Origin of the sequence: Variovorax sp. UMC13 (assembly GCF_014170375.1) — a bacterium.
GTDB lineage: Bacteria > Pseudomonadota > Gammaproteobacteria > Burkholderiales > Burkholderiaceae_C > Variovorax.
Window position 1 is genome coordinate 1 of record NZ_LZZW01000001.1, and the last position, 21,987, is coordinate 21,987.

The 21,987-nt window shown below is 60.1% G+C and carries 15 protein-coding genes and 1 pseudogene; 7 read left to right on the forward strand and 9 right to left on the reverse strand.

The features are described from left to right. Positions 1–1,006: IS21-like element ISVapa4 family transposase (gene istA, locus A9977_RS00005; protein WP_183022805.1), on the forward strand; the 1,006-nt coding region annotated here is incomplete at its 5' end. Then, complete coding sequence (gene istB / locus A9977_RS00010; RefSeq protein WP_183022806.1) at positions 999–1,808, forward strand: IS21-like element helper ATPase IstB; 810 nt, start codon at positions 999–1,001, stop codon at positions 1,806–1,808. The genes istA and istB, both read left to right, overlap by 8 nt. 256 nt (positions 1,809–2,064) lie before the next feature. Here the strand turns inward: istB and A9977_RS34115 are convergent. The 4 genes and pseudogenes from A9977_RS34115 to A9977_RS00025 form a co-directional block, all read right to left on the reverse strand. Further along, positions 2,065–2,280: pseudogene (locus A9977_RS34115) on the reverse strand (DNA repair exonuclease); the annotation flags it as partial. A gap of 55 nt (positions 2,281–2,335) precedes the next feature. Further along, entirely contained in the window at positions 2,336–4,321 is a 1,986-nt protein-coding gene (locus tag A9977_RS00015; RefSeq protein WP_183022807.1) for a phage integrase family protein, read from the reverse strand. A 627-nt stretch (positions 4,322–4,948) separates the two neighbouring features. Continuing rightward, the gene (locus A9977_RS00020) at positions 4,949–5,866 is read right to left on the reverse strand and encodes a ParB/RepB/Spo0J family partition protein (protein WP_259651742.1); all 918 of its coding nucleotides are present in this window, start codon (positions 5,864–5,866) and stop codon (positions 4,949–4,951) included. A gap of 717 nt (positions 5,867–6,583) precedes the next feature. Beyond that, positions 6,584–7,819, reverse strand: coding sequence for an AAA family ATPase (locus tag A9977_RS00025; RefSeq protein WP_183022809.1), 1,236 nt, complete (start codon positions 7,817–7,819; stop codon positions 6,584–6,586). Between the two features lie 503 nt (positions 7,820–8,322). Between A9977_RS00025 and A9977_RS00030 the strand changes: the two genes are divergently transcribed. Then, the gene (locus tag A9977_RS00030) at positions 8,323–9,699 is read left to right on the forward strand and encodes a replication initiation protein (protein ID WP_259651743.1); all 1,377 of its coding nucleotides are present in this window, start codon (positions 8,323–8,325) and stop codon (positions 9,697–9,699) included. A 318-nt stretch (positions 9,700–10,017) separates the two neighbouring features. On the opposite strand, the gene A9977_RS00035 is transcribed toward A9977_RS00030, so the two are convergent. Next, a complete protein-coding gene (locus A9977_RS00035) occupies positions 10,018–10,263 on the reverse strand; it encodes a hypothetical protein (protein ID WP_183022810.1) in 246 nt (81 codons plus the stop codon). A gap of 705 nt (positions 10,264–10,968) precedes the next feature. After that, positions 10,969–11,202, reverse strand: coding sequence for a hypothetical protein (locus tag A9977_RS00040; protein WP_183022811.1), 234 nt, complete (start codon positions 11,200–11,202; stop codon positions 10,969–10,971). Positions 11,203–11,910: 708 nt separating this feature from the next. On the opposite strand from A9977_RS00040, the gene mobC reads away from it, so the two are divergent. From mobC to A9977_RS00055, 3 genes are all read left to right on the forward strand, one after another. After that, on the forward strand, positions 11,911–12,369 hold the full coding sequence (gene mobC / locus A9977_RS00045) for a plasmid mobilization relaxosome protein MobC (RefSeq protein WP_183022812.1): 459 nt from the start codon (positions 11,911–11,913) through the stop codon (positions 12,367–12,369). Then, positions 12,353–15,208: an LPD7 domain-containing protein gene (locus A9977_RS00050; protein ID WP_183022813.1), complete on the forward strand. Its 2,856-nt coding sequence runs from the start codon at positions 12,353–12,355 to the stop codon at positions 15,206–15,208. The genes mobC and A9977_RS00050 overlap by 17 nt, the downstream gene beginning before the upstream one ends. 381 nt (positions 15,209–15,589) lie before the next feature. Further along, a complete protein-coding gene (locus tag A9977_RS00055; protein WP_183022814.1) occupies positions 15,590–15,934 on the forward strand; it encodes an H-NS family nucleoid-associated regulatory protein in 345 nt (114 codons plus the stop codon). A 280-nt stretch (positions 15,935–16,214) separates the two neighbouring features. Here the strand turns inward: A9977_RS00055 and A9977_RS00060 are convergent, their stop codons facing one another. After that, a complete protein-coding gene (locus tag A9977_RS00060) occupies positions 16,215–16,670 on the reverse strand; it encodes a replication initiation protein (RefSeq protein WP_183022815.1) in 456 nt (151 codons plus the stop codon). Positions 16,671–16,918: 248 nt separating this feature from the next. Then, on the reverse strand, positions 16,919–17,413 hold the full coding sequence (locus A9977_RS00065) for a hypothetical protein (protein ID WP_183022816.1): 495 nt from the start codon (positions 17,411–17,413) through the stop codon (positions 16,919–16,921). A gap of 210 nt (positions 17,414–17,623) precedes the next feature. Here A9977_RS00065 and A9977_RS00070 point away from each other — a divergent pair, with 210 nt between their 5' ends. Continuing rightward, positions 17,624–17,860, forward strand: a complete 237-nt coding sequence (locus tag A9977_RS00070) for a helix-turn-helix domain-containing protein (RefSeq protein ID WP_183022817.1) — start codon at positions 17,624–17,626, stop codon at positions 17,858–17,860. A 408-nt stretch (positions 17,861–18,268) separates the two neighbouring features. Here A9977_RS00070 and A9977_RS00075 read toward each other — a convergent pair whose 3' ends face one another. Next, entirely contained in the window at positions 18,269–21,463 is a 3,195-nt protein-coding gene (locus A9977_RS00075) for an error-prone DNA polymerase (RefSeq protein ID WP_183022818.1), read from the reverse strand. Between the last annotated feature and the right edge of the window lie 524 nt (positions 21,464–21,987).

The following is a 21,987-nucleotide window of genomic DNA, read 5'->3' on the forward strand; positions in this document are numbered from 1 at the left end:
AGGTCACGAGATGCTGTTCGATGCCCACACGAGGTCGTTTGCAGCGCTGGGTGGTGTGGCGCGCCGCGGGATCTACGACAACATGCGCACTGCCGTCGATAAGGTTCACAAGGGTAAGGGTCGCACCGTCAATGCCCGCTTCGCCGTGATGTGCGCGCACTACCTGTACGACCCCGACTTCTGCAACGTCGCCTCGGGCTGGGAGAAGGGGCGCGTGGAGAAGAACGTACAGGACAGCCGTCGGCGCATCTGGATCGAGGCGGGCCGGCGCCGCTTCGGCTCCTTCGTCGAACTCAATGCCTGGCTGGCGGAGCGATGCCGAGCACTGTGGAACGAGGTGCGCCACCCCGAGCACAGCCAGTTCAGCGTGGCCGAGATGCTCGAGCACGAGCGTCCCCACCTGATGCCCATGCCTGAGCCCTTCGATGGCTACGTAGAGAAGCCTGCCCGGGTGTCGAGCACGTGCCTGGTGTCGGTGGCACGCAACCGCTACTCGGTGCCCTGCGAGCTGGCCGGGCAGATGGTCAGCACGCGGCTGTATCCGGGCAGCGTCGTGGTGGTCGCAGAAGACGCGGCAGTGGCGCGCCACGAGCGCCTGAGCGCCTCTGGCGGCACCCGCTACGACTGGCAGCACTACATTCCGCTCATCCAGCGCAAGCCTGGTGCATTGAGGAACGGTGCGCCCTTCGCAGACATGCCCGAGGCACTGCAGCAACTGCGCCGCGGCCTGCTGCGCCAGGCCGGTGGAGATCGCGTGATGGCGCAGGTGTTGGCCATCGTGCCGACGGCGGGGCTGGACGCGGTGATCGTGGCGGTCGAGTTGGCGCTGGAGAGTGGTCCGCCATCGGGCCGGGTCAGCGTGGAGCACGTCGTCAATGTGCTCGGGCGGCTCACCGCACCGGCAGCACCGCAGAGTGCGCAGACGGCACTGCAGATCGTCACCCCGCCGCTGGCCAACACGGCCCGATACGACGGCTTGCGTGGACAGGAGGTGGACCATGCGTGACGTGACAGTCGAACTCAAGGCGTTGCGCCTGCACGGCATGGCCAGTGCCTGGTGCGATCTGGCGGAGCAAGGTGCCGCGTCCGGCTTGGATGCCTCTCGCTGGCTGGTCGAGCACCTGCTGCAGGCGGAGACCACAGACCGTTCGATGCGTTCGGTCCAGCACCAGATGAACTCGGCGCGCTTCCCCGTGCACCGGGATCTGGCCGGCTTCGACTTCGATGCGTCGGTGGTCGACCAGAAGCTGGTCCACCAGCTCGCGACGCTGGAGTTCACGGAGGCCGCGCACAACGTGGTCTTGGTCGGTGGTCCGGGCACAGGCAAGACCCATCTGGCAACGGCTCTGGGCGTGTCGGGCATCGTGCGCCACAGCAAGCGCGTGCGGTTCTACTCGACGGTCGATCTGGTCAACGCCCTGGAGCAGGAGAAGGCTCAGGGCAAGGCCGGGCGTATTGCGCTGAGCTTGCTGCGAATGGATCTGGTGATCCTGGACGAACTGGGCTACCTGCCGTTCAGCCAGGCCGGCGGTGCGCTGCTGTTCCACCTGCTGTCCAAGCTTTACGAGCACACCAGCGTGGTGATCACGACCAACCTGGACTTCGCCGAATGGTCGACGGTGTTCGGGGACGCGAAGATGACGACCGCCTTGCTCGACCGCCTCACACACCACTGTCACATCGTGGAGACAGGAAACGAGAGCCATCGGTTCCTGCACAGCAGCGCCACCGCGAAGAAGCGCATCAAGGCCAGAGAGCAGACCCGCAAGACAGGCGCCAAGGCCGATCCACCAGACGCCACCGATTGACGACTACCGCTCGTGGCAAGGCGCTACGGGCTTCGCCCTTCGCGCCTTATGAGTTCGATCACAAGAAGCGAAAGGAGGTCACAGAACAAGGCAAGGCATACACTTATCCACAGCCGACCATCACAGCGTCGGCTTCCACCCCTGGCTCACGATTCAAGCGGCGCGGTGGCTCAGTTCTACTTCGGCGCGGACACATCGACCCCAAACCCGAAGGAGTGAAGACCATGAAGACTGAGAAGCCGAGGCTGGACGTTTAGCCGGGCTCGTTTCCGCGGAACCGGTCGGCCTCCGGCGTTCCGCTGTACCAGGTTCGCGCGTCAACGCGCGTTTGAGTCCGTGCCAGTCGCCCAGGCCCAAGTAGTCGAGGCGAGCGGTCGATGAGCGGTTCGGCGCAATCGGGTTTGCCGAGTCGATCTCCGCAGCAAGAAGGCCTTGGACCGCGCCGGCCCAGCCCTACGCGCACGAGGTCGGGCGCGGTCTTGTTATGAAGATTGCAAAAACGCTGAGGTCGCAGATTTCTCGGAGCGCTACTTCTTCCAAAACCCGCGCATCGCCTTCATGCGCTCGTCGCGTTCAGTGGTGAGGTACATCGAGGTTGTGCCGACCGATGCATGACCCAGATTATTTTGGACGACCTGGATCGGAACGGGATGCTGCCCTGCCCTCCCCTGCAACGCGTGCGACCCATGGGAGTGCCGCAGCCAGTGCGTGCTGGCTTTTCTCAGTTGTTGTGCATCTGCCGGTTCAAGATTTTCTGCTGCGTCTGTTAAGAAGGCCTTGATGGCTTGATAGAGCCCTGAGTTCGACCAGGCGGAGGGACGCTCCAGCTCCGAGTCGAACCGTGCAAGCACATGCGTTCCCTGGTTGCTCACGGCCCCCACCTGCCGCTCGAGGCCATGGCGAGCGAGTTCGTCACCCAGTTCATCCACCAGATCGCTGGGTACCGGCACCTGCCGGCTGCGCCCTCCTTTGCCGATCACCGACAGCGCCCAGTCGGCAGCGGCAGCGCCCTCCTCCGTGCGGTACTCAACGCGCTCGAGGTCCTCGCACTTCGCCCGCGTGATCTCCGCCAGGCGCAGCCCGGTTGCATAGAGCCACCGCAAGGCACGTCGCAGGCGTCGCTCTACCTCGGTGTCGCCGCGGTCCTGCAGCAGTGCCTCGATGTGGTCCCACTGTGCGAACGTCAGTGTCCGGTTCGAGCCCAGCGGCCTTTGCGGATTAGACGGTAGCGCCACCGCCGCGAACGGATTTCCCATGAGGTAGCTCTGACTCATCAAGAAAGCAAACAAGCTCCTCAGAATGATCAAGGCTTGGCGCAACGCAACCGGATGCAGTGCCCCTTCAAGCGGCCGCCACATCGGCGACCAGCGCTGATGGTGCCGTGGTCCACACCAGCTCGCCGGCGGATTGGCCAGGAAAGCTCTGTATTCCGTCGCGTCTTCCACCGATAACGACGACAACGCCTTCTTGCGCTCCAGGATTGCCCACAGCAACAGACGCTCCGCCTCCTTGCGATAGGCCCGCTGCGTCGACGACAACTCCCCAGGCTTGTCCCCTGGCTTCTTCGAAGCCAACCACGACCCGATCGCCTCGTGATCGTTGCCCGCCATGAGCAGGCATTTCTCAGGCGGTGCGCGGAAGCGCCCTGCACTCCCGTCGAGCGCCGCAGGCAGCAGGAATTTCTCAAACGGTCTGATCGCTGTGGCTGGCGCCACGACCGCCGCCAACGTCGTCGCCGGCAGCTGCGTCCGGGGCAGCTGCACGTGCGAGCCCACCCGCATGCCTAGGATCTCTTCGTTTGCCTGCAGCCACTCCAGGATGCGCTGCGCCTTGAGCTCGCCGACCCCGGGCACCTGGGCCCACCACCGGGCGCCGATGCCGTTGATGCGCTCGACCAGGGTGAAAAGCGTGGGCACGCCGGCGCGTTCCAGCCGACCTGCCAAGGAGGGATTGAGCCAGGCCGCCACACTGTCGCCGGGACGCGGATCCTGGGCCACGAGCGCTTGCAGCCAGCGCAGCGCCTCGAGTTGGCGCTCGATCACGCGGCCACGACGCGAGGCCTTCGCACCGCCGCCCTGCCCTGCGCCGCCCTTGCTCGGATAAGCGTCTTCGTAGGCCTCGAGCTGCTCGTCCACCGAGAAGTCCTCCAGGCCTTGCGCCGCAGCAAACTCCTCCAGGCTGGGCTGCGCCGGCGCTGGCGAAAACCGATCAGCATCCAGCAGGATCAGGCGCGCCGTGCCCGGCTTTTGCTCCCGCTTGGCCGCGGCCGCAAACTCGTCCCGAATCCAGGCGATCGTGCGCCGCACGGTCCGCAGGTCCGTGTGTTCGCCTTCGAGCCGCAGGTAACGGTCCCAGCTGTCGCGTTCGTCTAGGCCTTGGGCGAGCGAGCGCATGAACGCGAAATGTCCGCTGTGCAGCTTGCGCGGCGGCGTTTTGGGCGTGCGGGGTGACTTCACGCGGGCGACTGCGGGCTGCTGTGGGCGGACGGGTCCGCTTCCCAGAATTTCCACCATGGCCTTGTAGCCGGTGCCTGAGTGCCCTCTGGCCCCTTGGTGGGCCTGGGGCCGCGGCGTCGCCTCTGTTCGACTTCGAGGGCGTGTGCCGGCCCGTAGGCCTTGCGATCACCACGCAGCGCCCGGGCGCGCCATTCCCCGGCTAGCTGGGCGAGTTCTCCGTCTTCAAGGTGAGCCAGCGGCGAATTGGCTGTTTCCGGTGTCATAGGTGAGAACGAAATCAAGTTTCCGGTCCCGGGTGGGCCGCGGAGCGCACCGTCGACCTCAGGGCCCTGCCCTACGGCGATTCTGGCACCGAACTAGCGATTTTCCACGATTCGAGTTGATGATAAATCTTATTATCATCAGTTGACTATCCTCGGGTAATTCCGGTGGTGCGCCGGCGTTCGAAACCTAAGTTGTTGATTTCGGAAGAAAATTTCGTGGTAGCGCCTGATCAGAGTTGATAGGCAGGGCTAGCACAGTCGATTGCAGCCGGCGGGCGGCCATCGCCGCCCAGAGTCGCTAGCGCTATACAGTGCGGCAGCCCTTGTTCTAGCCTCGCCTCTGGCCCTCTAGCCCAGTTGAGGAGGCCTGCGGTTTCCAAAAACGCTCACATTGAGAGCCGCGCGCCGTGCCCTTCTCTGCTCAATTCGGCCCGCGTGTTTTCAGGATTGACTCCTTGAGCGCGTTAGCAAGACTCTCAAGGTCTACCGTAGCGATGGTGTGTGCTGACAGAGTGATTGAGATCTCGCCGCTGCGGCTTCGTTTCAGGCTTCCAATCGGCTTACCAGCTAGCTGAATCTGCAGTCGCCCCTGGGACTCCTCAGACTGGGCATCGATGAGGCGGGATACGAGTTGGGCGGCCGACAGGTGGGATCCCCGCAGGCGTTCTACTCGCTTGAGGAAGCCCCGTCGATCCTTTTCCATGGCCGCGTTGATCTGTTCGGCATGGCGGTGCGTTATGTCCAAGGGACTTCTGAAACACTCGACCACCGCCGGCGGCAGCTGCGCTACGGTCAGCGCTTTTCGAACCCAGGTGTGGCTGACGCCCAGGTTCTCGGCAAGTTGCCGCTGACTGGAAAACAGATGCGCCTCCAGCGCGCGCTGGTACATCACACCCTGCTCATAGTTTGAAAGGTCCGCGCGCTCCCGATTCTCGCGATCCATAGCGGCGAACAGCGCGGCGTCCTCCAGGTCGTCCGTCCAGACAAGTGCGAGAACGGGGATGCCAAGCTCAAGCGCCGCCCGGTGCCGGCGGTGCCCGAAGACAAGCTCATACTGGCCAGGTTCGTCCTTCAGAGTACGCACGAGAATCGGCTGGATATTTCCGCCAGCGTGTTCGATATCGGCTTTGAGGCCAGCAAACTCGCTGGTCTTGAAAGACGCCTCGTGGCGATTCGCCCAACGGCTCGGTCGTATATTTTTTGGGTCCACTTTGAGGGTGGGCTGCGAACCGTCGTATTGACGGAGGCGCTCCCGCAAGGCCGTCAGCTCCCCTTCTACCTGCTGCATCTGCCCCCTGAAGGCCAGCATCTGCCCAGGTCCGGTGCGGGCAGAAGCCATACCTGTGAGGGCGGGAGGAAACCTCGTTTCCACGGTTTCGGGAGCCGACGGTGGCGTGGGTAGTGGCGCTGCAGCAGCTTGTTCGGCGCGGAGCGTGGGTTCTGCCGGGGGCAGGATTAGGCCGGCAGTTAGGGCTTCCAGGCGCTTCCTCGTACTAGACATGAGCGGTGCTCCAAGTAATGACGGGCAAGGTAATCGGGCGTAGAGTGATAAGCGTTCGGCGCAGCGTCTGAGATGCTTGCAGCCGCTCCCATGGGATTAGAGACGCGGTTTCCAATGCCTTTTCGACGGGCCGGGGAAATCGACCCAATTCAGGCATTTTGTCTTCGGTAAACTTTCGTCCCGACAGCGTTGCGCACGAGTGGAAACCCGGTTTCCATGACCTTGGACGCGTCAGGGGGCCCAGTCCACCATCCCTTGCTGCAGGTGAGTGACGGAAACAGCCACCTAGCGCTCGCCGCCGGCGTAGGCTCTCCGTCAACTTCGATGGGTGCCCCCGGCTGGCAGTTGGTTTGCGCCCAGGTGCGGGTGGAAACCAGGTTTCCACATAAGCGACCAGGCTTTCGCCGTGGAAGAACTCGCAGTAGAGCCAACCATCCAGCAGCCCGGGATGCCAATCCACCGCCGACGCAGCCGCCACGGCACCCCAAGACTCAACGCCAAGTGGAAACCAGGTTTCCACCCCCTTCCCGCCTGTCCGGCGTGGCACCGAGATTTTCATGGTCTTGCCTTTCCTGAAGCCGACCAGGCGCCGACCACCGATTGCTCGACGAGTTCCACGAATGCATCGTAGGCGTCCATCGCTCGCTTATAGGTCTTGGCAGCACCCTCGTACTTCTGAACGTCATAGACGGTCGAGAATTCCGCACCCTTGTTACTGGTTACGCTGGTCTTCGGGATCTCCACCGGCAGGGTGTATTCGCCGTAGGTTGCCTGGATCCATTGACGAACCACCGGCATGGCCGGATCAGCCGCGTCGACGCGGCTGAGCAAGACGTGGAGAAAGTCGAAGGCTTTGCCATCGCGGTCCTTGCTCTGCCCGTCTAGATTGCCGCCCAAGTCGGCCAGCAGGGACCAGAACTGTGCCGACGATGCGAAGTCAAGGCCAGACGGGGGCACAGGCACGACGATGCCGTTTGCCGCCCACAGAGCATTGATCGTGACATATGAAAGCGAGGGCGGCGTATCGATGATGATCACATCGTAGAGATCGCGCACAGATTCCAAGCCTTCGTTGAGCACGTCCCAGAACTTGACGCCTGGTTCCTGCATCTGGCGCGCGGGAAGGGCAAACTCTGCAGAGAAAAGGAAAGGTGCAGCGGCGACGAGGTCGAGCCCGTTCCAATAGGTCGAGCGGATCGCATAGCGGATGTCGGCCTCCGAGCCATCGCACAGAGGGCCAATGGTCATGTCCTCCGTCACCTCCGCTTCAGGCAGCAGGCCGTGCAAGGTGGTCAGCGATCCTTGGGGATCAGTGTCGATGGCCAGCACACGATGGCCACGCAGACTCAGACCCTGTGCCAGGACCATTGCGGTCGTCGTCTTCGCCACACCGCCCTTAAAGTTTCCAACCGCGATCGTGATGGCTTTGCGCCCGGCCGGGCGCATCTTGTCCGCCCGATAGGTGCGGGTCCAGCGACGCAGTTCCTCTAGGGTGAAAGTTCGCTTGCCGCCCGAGGGCGTCAGCTGCCCCGAGGGAAGATCGTCTTTTGTGATCCGATAGGCCACATGAGCCTTGTCGACACCGCACAGCGCGGCCAAGTGCGCCGTCGAATAGTTGGGCGACAGCTTGCGGGCCTCCGGAGCGAGCAGCATCCCGCGTATCTGCTCGACCATTGAGCCGGCCCGCGTGGCCAAGGCCGCGATCTTGGCCATGTCGATGGTCGGCCTAGCGCCGGTCAAGAGCTCGGCGGAAACCTGGTTTCCACCCGAGAGAGGGGAGGGTACGGACATGGTGTGTTGCTCATTCAACGAATTCCGGCCATTCTATGAGAATCCGTAGAATGAACAAGAAACGAAGAGAGCACCCATCCGGCACTCTGCGAAGTGTGAGGGAAATTGGGGACCCGCGCTATCGGATGTCTGGAACGCTCCGGTCAGGATGCTACCGGCACGCTGAAGTGCAGGAATACCGATGTGAAACGCACGATGTACGGCCGCTAAACGGCATGGCAGCCACATCAGGACGGAAGAACCCCAAATCCACACACAGTGGAGCCCAACGGATCACACATCAAACGCCAAAGAACCCCAAAGACTCTCACCTCAAACCCCAAAAGCTCTCACGTAGAAACCCAAAGAGTCTCACACGATCGGCGGTAAGTCCCTGTCGGCGTTCAGGATTCCCGACCGTCAACTCTTCAATATCCCAAGTGTTAGATACCAATAGAACCAAGGCTGCCGTAGCCTTATTGTGAATTGACCAAAACACAATACGGGGACATGATGTGAAAAGAATGAAGAACCGTACCGACATGGCCAACGACGAACCTCCCGAAGCCACACGCCGGCGCTCGCTCACCGCAGAAGAGCAAACCGTGGCCAAAGCCAACGAAGCCATTGCGATACGCCCGAAACGGGGACGCCTCACATTGCTCTCGCGCCGCATCTACAACGCTCTGCTGTACCACTCCCAACGCCAAGGTGTGGATGAACCGATCTATCGTCTCGCGCTGAGCGAACTGATCGGCGATGCCCGCTTCAACTCCAACAATACCGAACTTCTCAAGTCACATCTAAGGGATATGCAGGCCACAACGATTGAGTGGTCGACCAGCGGCAGCGAGCTGAAACGCTGGGTGTCGTCACAGCTCCTGGGCACAGTGACCATCGAAGAGCAGGGCAGGGGGCGGGCGTGCATCGTCACCTGGCGCTATCCGGAGGAAATCAAAGAGCGGCTTGTCAAACCGCACCAATACACTCGCGTGCTGCTCGAAATGAGCAGCCAAATGCGGAGCTATTCGGCCGCCGTGCTTTACGAGATCGGAGCCCGCTACCTGACTTCACCGGGCCGCTTGTCCATGCGTGAAGACGTCGTCTGGTGGGCGGCGGTGCTTACCGGGCGCAGCGACATCAAGGAAGTGGACTACCGCTTCCTGAAACGCGACGTGATCAACAAGGCCATCGCGGAGATCGACGCACTTTGCGAAGACTTCGGGCTCGAACTCGTCGAACACAAACGGGGCCGCAAGATCGAAGAAATCCAGTTCCGGATCGTTCCGAAGACGCAACAACGCTTGGATGCCCTCGGCGATCCGACCCGCAACGTTTTCGATCTCGAACTAGTTGGACGGCTCGTTGCGCTCGGGATCAAGCAGGACGAGGCTCAGGACCTGTACGCGACCACCGACGAGGGCCAGATCCGGGCCACCCTGGACCACGTCGACGTGCGACTGCGAAACGCAACGATGCCTGCCTTGAAGTCACCAGCCGCGTACTTCAAGGACGCCCTCAAGAAGGGCTACGCGGGCATTAAGGCCGACGAGGCTGGCCCGCCGGCCACCAAGGCCGCGCCACCGGAACTGGCGTCATCCGAAACGGAGCGACTGAGGCGAATCCGGGAACTTTGGGAGAACGAGCGTATGGGCGAGGCGCGTGCGCTTTACGCCGAGATGCTCGATGACATGAAGAACGATGCCAAGACACGCTTCGAGCAGATCAGGCTGGACTTCATTGCGCCCCCGATCGCGAAGGCCTGGCGGAGGGACGGACCTGACAGCCGGATCGCTGCAATCACCTTCTACAAGTGGCTGGCCCAGGATACCTGGCCGGAAGAGCCCACGGATCGTGTGCTGTTGGAGTTCGCGTTGCAGCGTGGTGTCGCGGGAGTCTGACAGGCACGGGCTTCAACCCAACCCAGAGCTACGGGCAGCACGTCGCTGTTCACACGTAGCAAAAGGCTAACTGGCTGCGCCGGGGAGGCGAGTGGAGAGGCCTCGCACACAAGCGAATGCGTCTGATCTTTCGGCCAAAACGGTGGCGAAAGAACAAGGCATACGTCAGGCCAGCTACCGCAGGAAAATGGTCGACCGGCAGTGTAATGCCCGGACGCATCCGGCTACGAGGCGGGCACGCGCGAGCTCGTCCTCTGCTTTCAATCTGGCTCATCCATCGTGCAAGCCAAACTCCAGCAGAACCGCTCCACGCGTAGGTTAGCTTGACTTTGTCCATGGCTTTATGGGTTCCAGGCCGGCCAGCAGTCGGAGTTCGTTGAACTCCGCTAAAACGGCGGCTTCGACCTTCTCCTGGGGTGCCTTGCTTGTGTCATAGAACATGGTGTGAATGACCGCGAATCGCGCATCGAATGTGCAAACTGCATATATCAGCCAGCTCTCATAGCCCACAGGAGGGCTCAGATCAAGCTCGTCTGGGGTGGGTTCATTATCGAATTCGGCCATCAAGATCTCCACATACGCGTTGTTAGTCGATCGTCATCTTGGCGCCCATGTTCTGGAAGGCGCAGAAGCTCCGCGACGACGGGCTCTGAAGGCGGAGCGGTCGATACACCGCCGCACCGCATGCCGCTGATGAACTCAGGTGGCGAGAGCTACGTTGGGACTAGTTTTCGCATGCGAAAACAGAGCAAATGTCTGCCGCTCCTCGTTCGCGTTGCAGACCTTCATTTTTCGCATGCAAAAGAACATTAGGATAGCCAGCAGGAGCCATAAGCCCGCATTCTTTACACCAGCAGTCATATTCAAGAAAGCGCTAGGCAGAAGTATTGCATGCCCGATAAGCCTCAAGCAGCATAAGAAAAATCGGACGTCGGACAAGGCCTCGGCCCTTATGAAGATAGCCATCCTGAAATCAATTGATCTCAGCGACCCTCTCTGCTCTTGATCGCTGCTTAAGGGGAAAATGCGAGCACCATCATGATCGTGATCGCAATGCCGAAAAATACTTACAGTCATGAGTTTTAGCCTTGCGTTCGGTTTTGCATTAATTATATGCTCTAGAAATTCCAATATTAAGTGCCAGGCGTCTGCTGCTACACCAATTGTGGCGCCTGCAACTCGGGCAGAGAGGCCGATCGAAAATCGTCAAGGTAAAGGAATTTAATAAAGCACTCCAAAAAATTTCATCTTCTGGCTGACTCGAAATTGTTAGATGTCAATGTGCTGATTAAACCAGCGATAGAACGTTGCGTGATGACATTTGACTGCTCCTGCCTCAGTGAGAAATCTAAAAATCGTTGCTTTTGAATATCCTTCGTGGTGAAGCGATGAAATAGTACTCTTGTGTTTTAGAAGGGCCATGGATGCCGCGCGCGCAGGAGGATTTTTGATTAACCACTCATCCAGGCGACTCAACAGTTCTTCGTTCGTCAGTTTGCTCATGATGCCTTTCCAAGAATAGCGGACATTTCGAGAAAATCACCGCGCATAAATTGCTATGGTGCGGCAGTGCGATCTCGGGAAATAAACTTCAATTCAACATTACGAGAACTATTTGTAGTGAAAACTGATTGTTGTGCGAACTTTTTCAGTGCGAGCAGGTAATGGAATATCTCTTTAGCACGCAGGTCTGCTGGAGAGTAATTCAAGGAACTCAGAGCCTTAAGAAATTGAGTTCTATGCGGTGCGAGCTTCCCGCGCACTGCCCGCATTACTGTTCCCGCGGCGCCTCATGCCTAATGGCGCCTCATACTGATCTTCGCGTCGTTTCGCGTCTGGTCTACGTGTGTCTCAGAGCTGTTTGATACAGCTCGTCGGAAGCATGGAGATTCGCACATTCTCGCGCTTAGGCGCATGGGTTATCAATCTTTGGGTCAACTTTTCCGATGCAGTCGCGGAGTTTCGCATCGTTTCGCACTCTGTCTAGATTAATCCATCTTTGTCCAATGTTGTCCAGTTTTTCGCCTTAAGTTCGCATTGTTTCGCATACCGTCCAGCTGCAATCGGACAACTTTCGTGTTCGCCTTTGAGGCACGTTTGGTATGTTTACACTCGGCTACGCCTCAGTAAAATACCGTGCCAAAGGCGTTGCCTTTGAAACCCATGGTGGATCGGCGACGCCTCGGGTACATTGGAGGAAGAGGATTCGATATGACTGACCACCCGAAAGCGACGAGCGACCGATCAGAAATAGAACTTGAAACGTGCTCGCTAGTGCTGGAGAGCGTTTACGATGTTTTGGAGCCGCGTACAGGTACAGGTTCCACCACTGGCTCTCGGGTAGCTTCGTTCCGTCTAAGCCATGAGGCCCATTCACTTCTGTACAAACAAGCGGCCGCGGCGGGTATCTCTACCAGAGCTTGGCTAGAGCAAGCCATTCTGGAAAACAAGACGGAGATCGTTGCGGTGGCCAGACCACATCCTGATCTGAAGTCGCTGATGTTCTACGCAGGCAAAAGTAGCAATAACCTTAATCAGGTGGCACATCATTTCAACCTACAGCGCATGCAAGGGAAAATCTCTTCTGCGACCTGTGAACAGGCGTTAAGGATCCTTAAATCGCTGGAATCAGCCTTCGTTACGGCTGTTGCTCATGCTCGTTCGCGTTAACTCGGCTGCCGCCGGGGTCAAGGACTATCTAGAGACGGGCCGAAAGCGTGGCAGAGAGTTCGACCGCGATCTCATCGACTTGCGACTCCCCCTCACAGGAAACATCGAGCTCCTTGATGCAGTGATCGACACGATCCATACCAAGCAGGAGGGCGATGCAAAATACCTGCACATTACAATAGGTTTCGCTGAGCAGTTTACGAACGCAGAAACATGTGGCCCAGGCCAGATCAATGCGGCTGTCATTCAGGAAGTTGTGGAGGCCTATCGAGCGGCCTTAATGGTCGCCTATGACAGCAGTGAGTACCTCTTCTATTCCGAAGCTCATATTCCCAAAGTCACGCATGACCTGAATGCGCTGACTGGGGAACACGTTACCCGCCTGCCGCATGTTCACATCGTCATCCCGTACAGGAATCTCGAGAGTGATCGGTTTTTGAATCCTTTCGGATGGCTGCAGAACATGACCGTTCCGTTTGCTCTACAGGAGAAAATCAACCGGCGCTTCGGCTTGAAGAGCCCACAAGCATCGCGGCGCGACCCTGCCAGCCCTCAGCATCCGCTTGGAAAACACAACAACTCTTTTGAAGGTCAAAGTCCGAAGCAAATTCGCACTTACCTTGCTTCGCTGGTCGAGAATAAATATGTCAATACCTTTGAAGAGCTGATCGAAGCTGCGAGTCAAATCGGGGTTGTCAGCGTCCGGAAGGGTAAGAGCAGCGAATACCTGAACGTCAAGCCCAGTTGGGCTGATCGAGGAGTCAACATCCAAGGCCTAGATCGAGGCACATTTGACGAAAGCGCTGCAAGGCTCAGGGCAAGCGCAAGACCCGTTCAGATCGATGCGGTATTTGACGAGTGGTGCGCCCGCGGCGCTTTTGAGGCACGGTACGTCAATTCAGCGCGGCTGAAAAAAGCATACCAGGCGATGACGCCCGTGCAGCGCTCTGCGTTCTTGGCAGAGCGCCGTGCCGAGACGGCCCAACGACTGGCAGCGCGCGATCAATCGTTTGAGTTCGAGAGCCACGAGCCAGCGGGTGCGGTCCTTGACCAGGCCATCAATCGCTTTGAAAGCGATGGGATGCCGTCGCCGAGAGCGGAAAATTTCGAGTATCGAGTACTGCAGGTGATCGAGAAGCTGTATGAAAGAGCTAGGGCTCCTGCGCCGATGGCTGCTCGACGTTACGCCGACGCAGAACTCAAAGCGCAGGCAGATCCCCTGGTGGTGCTGCGAGTGGCCGTGATCCGATACGGGATCGACGTCTCGTCGTATACGACGGCCTCTGGCCGCGATGGATCGCCTCGCATCGTGTACGGCGGCAAGCAATACAACCTTGGCGACTTCTTCACGAAGCATCTCAAGCGGCCATGGGCGGAGGCCCGAACGATCCTGATGGAGTGCGTCGAGCAGCCTGTGGATGAAGGCTGCGGGAGAAATGTGAACGTTGAGTCAAGGGTTCCTGCCGGGTCACCTCGTTCGGTGAGCGAGTCGCTACGGCTCGCCGGAGAGGTAATTGCTCGTGCAATGCAAAAATTCGATCCTGTCAGTGCTGCCAAACGCTTACGGCATCGGGCCGACGCGTTCGCTCTTGAAGCTCTTCTTAGACGACTAGACGGCGGCGCCCCCAGAGACGAATCCAGATCATCTTCGCAACCGTCAGACGAGCGTCCTGAAGCGACCGATCTTGCTGCGGTGCACGCCGAGAGCACCCAAGCCATCCGTGACACGCTGAAGCTTCGACGCGAGCGCGAGGCTACGGCGGGAGCGAAGAGTTCGGCGCGCGTTGAACGCGCGCGCGAGCGTCGATCGAAAACGGTGATCGAAACCATCGCCGAGTCAGCTCACGATCGATCGGTGCTCCCAGAGCAATTGAACGCTGAGACGAATCCTGCGATGGTCCTGGCGGCCGCGCACCGGCTCTACAAGGTTGACCCTGCCGATTACTTCATCGGCTCAGGAGCTGATGGATCACCGCGGATCTTTCATAAGAACAAGCAGTACAACCTGGGCGATTTCTTCACGAAGCATCTGAATCGTCCCTGGTCCGAAGCAGAGGGCGTGCTGCGCGACTGCTATCACGCGACCAACTCTGACGCGCTGCCGGCGCCTGAAGCAACATTGTGGCGCCAGTTCACCGAGTGGCGGAGGAGGGAGGTGGAGCGATCTTCCGCGCGTCGCGCGTCGGAGGGAGAGGCTTTGCGGGAGCGCGTCCTGCAGACGCGGGCCAAGTACCAAGAGAGCAAGGCTGCTGCGAAAGCTCTGCCAGCAGGTCAGCGTGCTGCGGAGATGGCACGGGCTCGGGCCGAGCAGTTCATCGCACAGCAAGCCGTCGCATTCGAACGTGCCTCGTCGAGAGATCAAACCCGTGTGCCTAGCCGCAACGCGCACTACCGGGCATTCCTCATGAAGCTTGCGTCTCAAGGTGAAACCGGCGCCCTGGCCGAGTTGCGCCGGATGGCGCCTTATGAACACGAGGCAGACGCGAAGATTTCGGGAGAGCGGAGTCAGGCAGCCTTTTCTTTGCCCTCTTACAGCGTGGACGCGAAGGGAGCCGTCACATACAAGTCCCCCGCGGGCGCGATCGTTCGGGACTCGGTGCACGGCGTGAGCGTGCTGCAAGCAGAAAAGGGCGCCTACGACGCTGCCATCCGTGTTGCCATCGCTCGATATGGTAAGAAGCTTTTGTTGTCAGGCGATGCTCAGTTCATGGCCAATGTTATTGAGGCTGCGAAGCGTACCGGGTTGGATTTGACTCTGTGCGACGCGGCTAAGCCTAACTTTATCCCGACCTTCGTGCGTGGGCGAAATCAAAGAAATTCCCAGGAGCTTGACCGATAAGGTGCCGGAATTTTCTCATCTAGCCAGAGGAATTCCGTCGCACTAGACATCAAGAAACTCCAAACCAGGTCTCGGGCCGGTGGTAGTAGATGTCAGATTCATTCAAAAGATTAAACTGCAATTAGAAGCGCAGTCATATAGCTACAGAGCGCAAGCTGCACCTCGCGCTCTGCAAGACTCAGTTGAAATTTCACTAAATAACACCGAGTCATATCCGGTGACCGGAAAGGGCTACTTCAAAATAACCTAATTTTTGCTATTGGCGTACCACGATCATGTGATCGAAGGCAGGTAGAACTTACCTCTTAAAAAAAGATCGGCGCCCAAGTACTCACTTTGACGATTTTGAAGTATATACTGCGATTTTTCTTAAGGAAAACCATGGTATCCCTCGCACAAATCAACGAGCAGATCAAAAAATCAGAAGAGCAGATGGCTGCGCTGCGCAAGCAAGCAGAAGATATTCGTTCGGTTGAGAAGCAAGGCGTGATTGCTGAAATGATCGCTAAGATCGCTGAGTACGGTCTCTCTGCTTCGGATCTTCGCCTTGCGAGCAGTGCGAAAGGCAGCCAGGGTGCACGTGCTTCCAAGGCGAAGGAAAAGGCTGCGCCGCGCTATCGCAGCCCTTCGGGTGAAACGTGGTCGGGCGGACGCGGACGCAAGCCGGGCTGGATCACGGCGGCATTGGCTGATGGCAAGGATCTTGCCGAGTTCGAAATTAAGTAAACGTCAACTTGGCGTCCTTGCCATACGCCACCAGTGGGTATCGGCTCGAGGTTCAGCGCAGAGTTTCAACGTCCTCAAGGAGAGGAGGGCCCCTGCGATGCTTAGAGTCGTAGGGCGATCGCGCGATATGGCAGGACTCAGACGCTCACCAGAATCCGATGTTTCTTGACCGCTACCCATGATCGTTCAAGGCCGAGGCCAAGAATTTAAACGGTAGCCGGCCTTCGCGTGTTGCTCGACGGCGGCAGACCGCTCGGTGGTTCGATCGACCGGGCTAACTCTAGGGCCCCAAGGGTGGCAGTAGTAAGGCATAGCGCAGCAGATGGGGAGCAGCCTCAGGGGCGAAGTTAAGTTCGACGTAGCCCCCGCCTATGGCAAGGCTTACGCCGCTTACCAATCTCATTTTTTTCGTGACCATTCGGCCGTCGCGTTCCTCAACCTCATAAATTACAACTTTCTTGAAGAGCTTGTCGCTTGCACTTCTCATTTCTTCGAAAGAGCCCGTCGGAGAGATGTTGAAGGTTCTCGCGTACTCACGCGCCAAGATTTTCACCTTCCATCCGGTGTTCGAAAGCGCTGCTCGTGGCTCGAGCATGTCCGGGTCGATCGTTTTCAGGGCGAGGGCAACAAGCCGCTTCTCCGGTAGATCCATGGATTTCAAGGAAGCCGAGATATGACCGTTCCGGATTTTCAGTTCTTCAAGTGACTCGGAGGGAAGAAGATCTGGATCGCTCACTGACGGTGAGGGGAGATCAGGGAGGAGGGCGGTATGGGCTGTGCGCCGCATGGTCATCGGTTTGTTCCAAAAGAACCCAGGTCACAGGTGCTAAGCGTTGGTGAGGGCACCGGTGCGTACAGAAAGCGGCGAGGCCGCACCGTCGCACGTACCTCGGCATGTTGCTAAGTTGAACAACTTGGGTCGATTTGCCCAGTCAATATGCGCCCTAGGGGAAGAACCGTTTTTGGACGGAACTGGGCAAAGGCTTACCGGTCACCAGCTTCAACCGCGAGCAACACGTAGCGACCATCTTCGTCACGATATCCGACACCAACGTGCAGGTCAGAAGCGCGCAAAGTCGCGAAGGCCGCCGTGGCCTTGAGCTCCACTGAGTGCTGATGGCCTGAGAACACGCTTCTCAGCGGACCGATCTTCCTCAAGTCTTCGGCGCGCTCGCTGCGCAGGAACTGAATGAACGCCTGCTGCATGCTTGCCAGGTCAGCGCGAAGGCTGCGGGGATACCCGTCTTCATCCTCGATGCCGTAGATGCTGACGGTGGTTGCGTCTTCGGCGAAGAGGATGCCTTTGAATAGCTTGGTGCCGCCGCCGCTTCGTTTTGCCTGGATGTCCGCAGCCCAGAGCTTCCATGGATCGTCTTCGCCGGGAAAGACGTCGAGAAATTGTGCATTGCTCGCGGAGAAAACGATGGGCCCCATGCTGTCGCTCGGGGATTGTGGCTTGAACTGCTCGCATTCGATCATGACACCTCTTATCGCCGCGATGGCTCGGTCTCGGACATATTGATGGTCACCAGCGATACGGCGACGTCCGACAGGTGGGACTGTCTGTCGCGTCTCTATCTCTGCAGTCAGCCTCAGCACCTCCTAGGGATGATGACTAGCGGACAGCATCTCAAAATATACGATTTTCGCATATTCTAAGATCGCATGGAAGCTCATGGGCAAAGGCCCATGCAGAAGACTCTCTACACACGCGAGTACCAGCAGCTGCTCAAGCTGCTACGGGAAAAGCGCACCTTTGCCAAGGTTAGCCAGGCAGAACTCGCGTTGCGTCTTCACTGGACGCAGGCCGAAGTTAGCAAGTGCGAGACCGGCGTACGGCGGCTAGACGTGATTGAGCTCAAGTTGTGGCTCGATGCGCTAGGTACAAGCCTTGTAGACTTCGTGGGAGAACTCCAAGACGCTTGACTCTCTTACAGGGAGTGAAGGTGCGCAGGACCTGCCGCTGTAGCGACTACTTAGAAAGGTCTTATGAAAGAAGCAAAGTCCGATCCGGACGACCAGAATCGCTACGCTCTCAGCCCGCCACCCAAGTTCGGCGATATGCGGTTAGTAAAGCTTCCAGCACACATTCCTAACGGGGGAGACTGGTCGACACGGGCGGTAGCTGTGACGAACGAGATGTCGGTGAACGAAGAATTTCGGAAGGCCGTGGCCAAGTTTCTGACCTAGCAAGGTACTAGTTCATCTAGTTCGAACGCGCATTGGTGCCCTCATCGAGCTAGTTGCGCACCTTGTCTCGTAGGCTTCAATCCCTGAGGCTCAGCTTTACTAGGCGCCACCCGGAGCGCAAAAGGACTCCCGCCGTCAACGACGCTACCGAAAATCCCGGCTCCGAACCTTCAGGCCCTCCAGGAGGTTGGTGTGGTCGCGCAGCTTCAGCGCCACCAGCGAGTGCACGCCCTTCTCCGATTGCCACGTGCCTTGCACGGTGAGCAGCTGCGAGCCGCGCAGCGCGGCCCGCTGCTCCTCCGCCACGCTGGGCCAGACAATGATGTTCACGGTCCCGGTCTCGTCCTCCAGCGTGGCGAAGATCACGCCGCTGGCGGTGCTCGGTTGCTGGCGGTGCGTCACGATGCCGCTCGCGCGCACTGTCTGCCCGTTCTTCGCCCGCTGGCGCAGCGCTTCGGCTGTCCAGATCCGGTGCACGTTCAGCTTGTCCCGGATGAGCGCGAGCGGATGCCGGCGCAGGGTCAACCCCATGGACGCATAGTCGTCGGCGACCCCGGCGCCCTCCTCCGGCTCTGCGAACGTCACAGGATCCTCAAAGGTCCGAGCCTCTCGAAGCATTTCGGTCGGCCGGGTGTCGATGCCTGCGGCTTCCCAGACCGCTTCCGCCCGATGGCCTGCCAGCGTGGCCAGCGCGTCCGCGGCCGCCAGGCAGCGCAAGTCGTGCGCGTCCAGTTGGGCCCGCATGGCCATGTCCTCCACGCTCTGGAAAGGCGCGGCCGCGCGGGCCGCGATGAGGCGCTGCGCGGCCGCCTCGCGCATGCCCGAGACGAGCGACATTCCCAGCCGGACGGCGCGCAGCCGTTCCTCGAATGTCGTGTCCCACCGCGGCGATGCCGCGGCCGACTGTGCCGGCTCCTCGAGGGCGCTCAGCCAGTCGCTCACCATCACGTCGACCGGCCGCACCACCACGCCGTGCTCTCGCGCGTCGCGCACCAGCTGCGCCGGCGCGTAGAAGCCCATGGGCTGGCTGTTGAGCAAGCCCGCGAGCAGAGCGTCCGGATGGTGGCGCTTCAGCCAGCACGACACGTAGACCAGCAGGGCGAAGCTGGCGGCGTGGCTCTCCGGAAAACCGTAGCTGCCGAAGCCCTCGACCTGCTTGGCGATCCGGTCGGCAAACTCCGACTCGTAGCCCTTGGCCAGCATGCGGCTGATCAGCTTCGCCTGGTGCTCGGCCAGGCCTCCGCGTTTGCGCCAGGCGCCCATCGCCCGCCGCAGCTGGTCCGCTTCGCCGGCGGTGAAGTCGGCCGCCAGCATCGCGATCTGCATTACCTGCTCTTGGAACAGCGGCACGCCCAGCGTGCGTTCGGTGGCCGTCTTGATGTCCTCGCTCGGGTATTCCACGGCTTCCTCGCCGGCGCGCCGGCGCAGGTACGGATGCACCATGCCGCCCTGGATGGGCCCAGGGCGCACGATCGCGACCTGCACCACCAGGTCGTAGAAGCGCTCAGGCTGCAGGCGCGGCAGCATCGTCATCTGCGCACGACTCTCGATTTGGAACACGCCAACGGTGTCAGCCTTCCGGATCATGGCGTAGGTGACGGCGCATTCGGCCGGCACGTCCTGCATGCGCATCGGCGTGCCGCGCTTCTGCGCGATGAAGTCCAGCCCGCGGTGGATTGCAGTCAGCATGCCGAGAGCGAGCACGTCGACCTTGATCAGGCCCAGCGCGTCCAGGTCGTCCTTGTCCCACTGAATCACCGTGCGGTCGTCCATCGCAGCGTTCTCCACCGGCACGAGCCGGCTGAGCTTGTCTCGCGCGATCACGAAGCCACCGGTGTGTTGGCTCAGGTGGCGAGGAAAACCCCGGATCGCGTTGGCGATCGTGAGCCACCGGCGGACCTTCTGGTCGGCGGGATCGAGGCCACTTTCGACTAGGCAGGCATCGCAGATCCACTGGCCTTCGATCCCGTAGGCCGTGCTCGAGAGGCGGTCCACCACCTCGAGCGGGAAACCCAGCGCCTTGCCCACGTCACGCAGGGCGGATTTGGTCCGGTACGACGTCACAACGCCCGTGAGCGCTGCACGGTGCCGCCCGTACTTGTTGTAGATGTACTGCATGACCTCTTCGCGCCGCTGATGCTCGAAGTCGATGTCGATGTCGGGCGGCTCGCGCCGCTCCACGCTGATGAAGCGCTCGAACAGCACGTTCATGCGCGCGGGATCCACCTCGGTCACGTAGAGGCAGTAGCAGACGGCCGAGTTGGCCGCCGACCCTCGACCCTGGCACAGGATGCCCACCGACCGCGCGAAGCGCACGATGTCCTCGACGGTGAGGAAATACGCCTCGTAGCTCAGCAGCGCAATCGTCTTGAGCTCGTGTTCGACCTGAGCGCGCACCTTGTCTGGGATGCCCGCAGGAAAGCGCGTCGACGCGCCCTCGTAGGTCAGCTTTCGCAGATGCGACGCCGGCGTCTCGCCCGCCGGCACGATCTCCTGCGGGTACTCGTAGCGCAGCTCCTCGAGCGAGAAGGTGCAGCGCGCAGCGACTGCAACCGTCTCGCGCAACCAGGCCTCAGGAAACTCCTCGGCCAGCATCGCGCGCCCTCGAAGGTAGCTCTGCGCGTTGGGCAGAAGGCCGAATCCGGCCGTGGCCACCGTGCATCCCAGGCGCACGGCTGTGAGGGTGTCTTGTATCGGCTTCGCGCCGCGCGTGTGCATGAGCGGGCTGCAACTCGCAACGATTCGCAAGCCCGACCGAGCTGCAGCCTCCTCGATCACGTAGAGGTAGTGGTCCTCGTTCAAATCCAGCGTACGCGGCGCAAGCAGCCAGGCACGGTCGGGAAACCAGGTGCGTGCCCACATGGCCTGCGCAAACAGCGCTTCCACAGTGATCTCGCGGTCAGGCAGCAGCAGCACCAGACAGCCCTTCATTCCGGCCAGGTGGACCGCCTTCGTGGTCTTTCCCTCCACGTCGGCGACGTGCGCGACGTAGCTGCCCTTCGCCGCTCGCCGGCGCGCCAACGTGATCAGCTCACACAGGTTCCCGTAGCCCTCGCGGTCCTGGGCCAGCAGCACGACGCGCGCGAACGGCGTGCCGGCGGCCGTGCTCAGCAGCATCTCGCTGCCGACGATGAAGTGCAGGCCGCACTCGCGCGCCTCCAGATGGGCGCGAACGACGCCCGACACCGAGCACTCATCGGTCAGGGCGAGGGCCGAATACATCTTCGCCGCGGCCCGTTCTACGAGATCTTCCGGCTGTGAGGCGCCGACGAGGAACGTGAAGTTCGATCGGCAGTAGAGCTCCGCGAAGGGTGGCGGCTCCGGTAGAATACTGTTCATCCATACAGTATTCGTCACCCCAACTGCCGGCCGCAAGCAGCGTTACACCTTCGTTTGATCGAGGGGATCTGTCGGGTCGGCGCGCCTCTAAACTGGTGAGTCGATCGAGACTCAGGAGACCTGATCATGCTCATCGCCTACCTCGAAACCGCTGCCTTCGCCAACGCAACCATCCTTTGAATAAACATCGCTTGGTTCATAGGAGTCACTTTGCGCGCACGCAAGGGCATCTGCAATAGGCTTCACGTCATCCCAGCGCCGAGGCGGCAGCGGCTGTTAGAAGGCTAGTTGATTGCGACGCGAGCTCGAACGGTGCGACTGGCGCGAATTCGGTGTGACGATGTGCGGCAGAATCCGGCCAGAAGCACTCAGTGGCCAGGGACCGCTTCGCGGACATGTAGCCGGCGGCTGGACGAGGAGCGAGGATTAGCCTTCCCTCGTTACGCTGTAGATCGACGTAAGCCGGTCAGCGAGCTTTCTAAGCAGCAACAGATTCGAAACGTTTGCTGCTGTCTGCTTGCGCA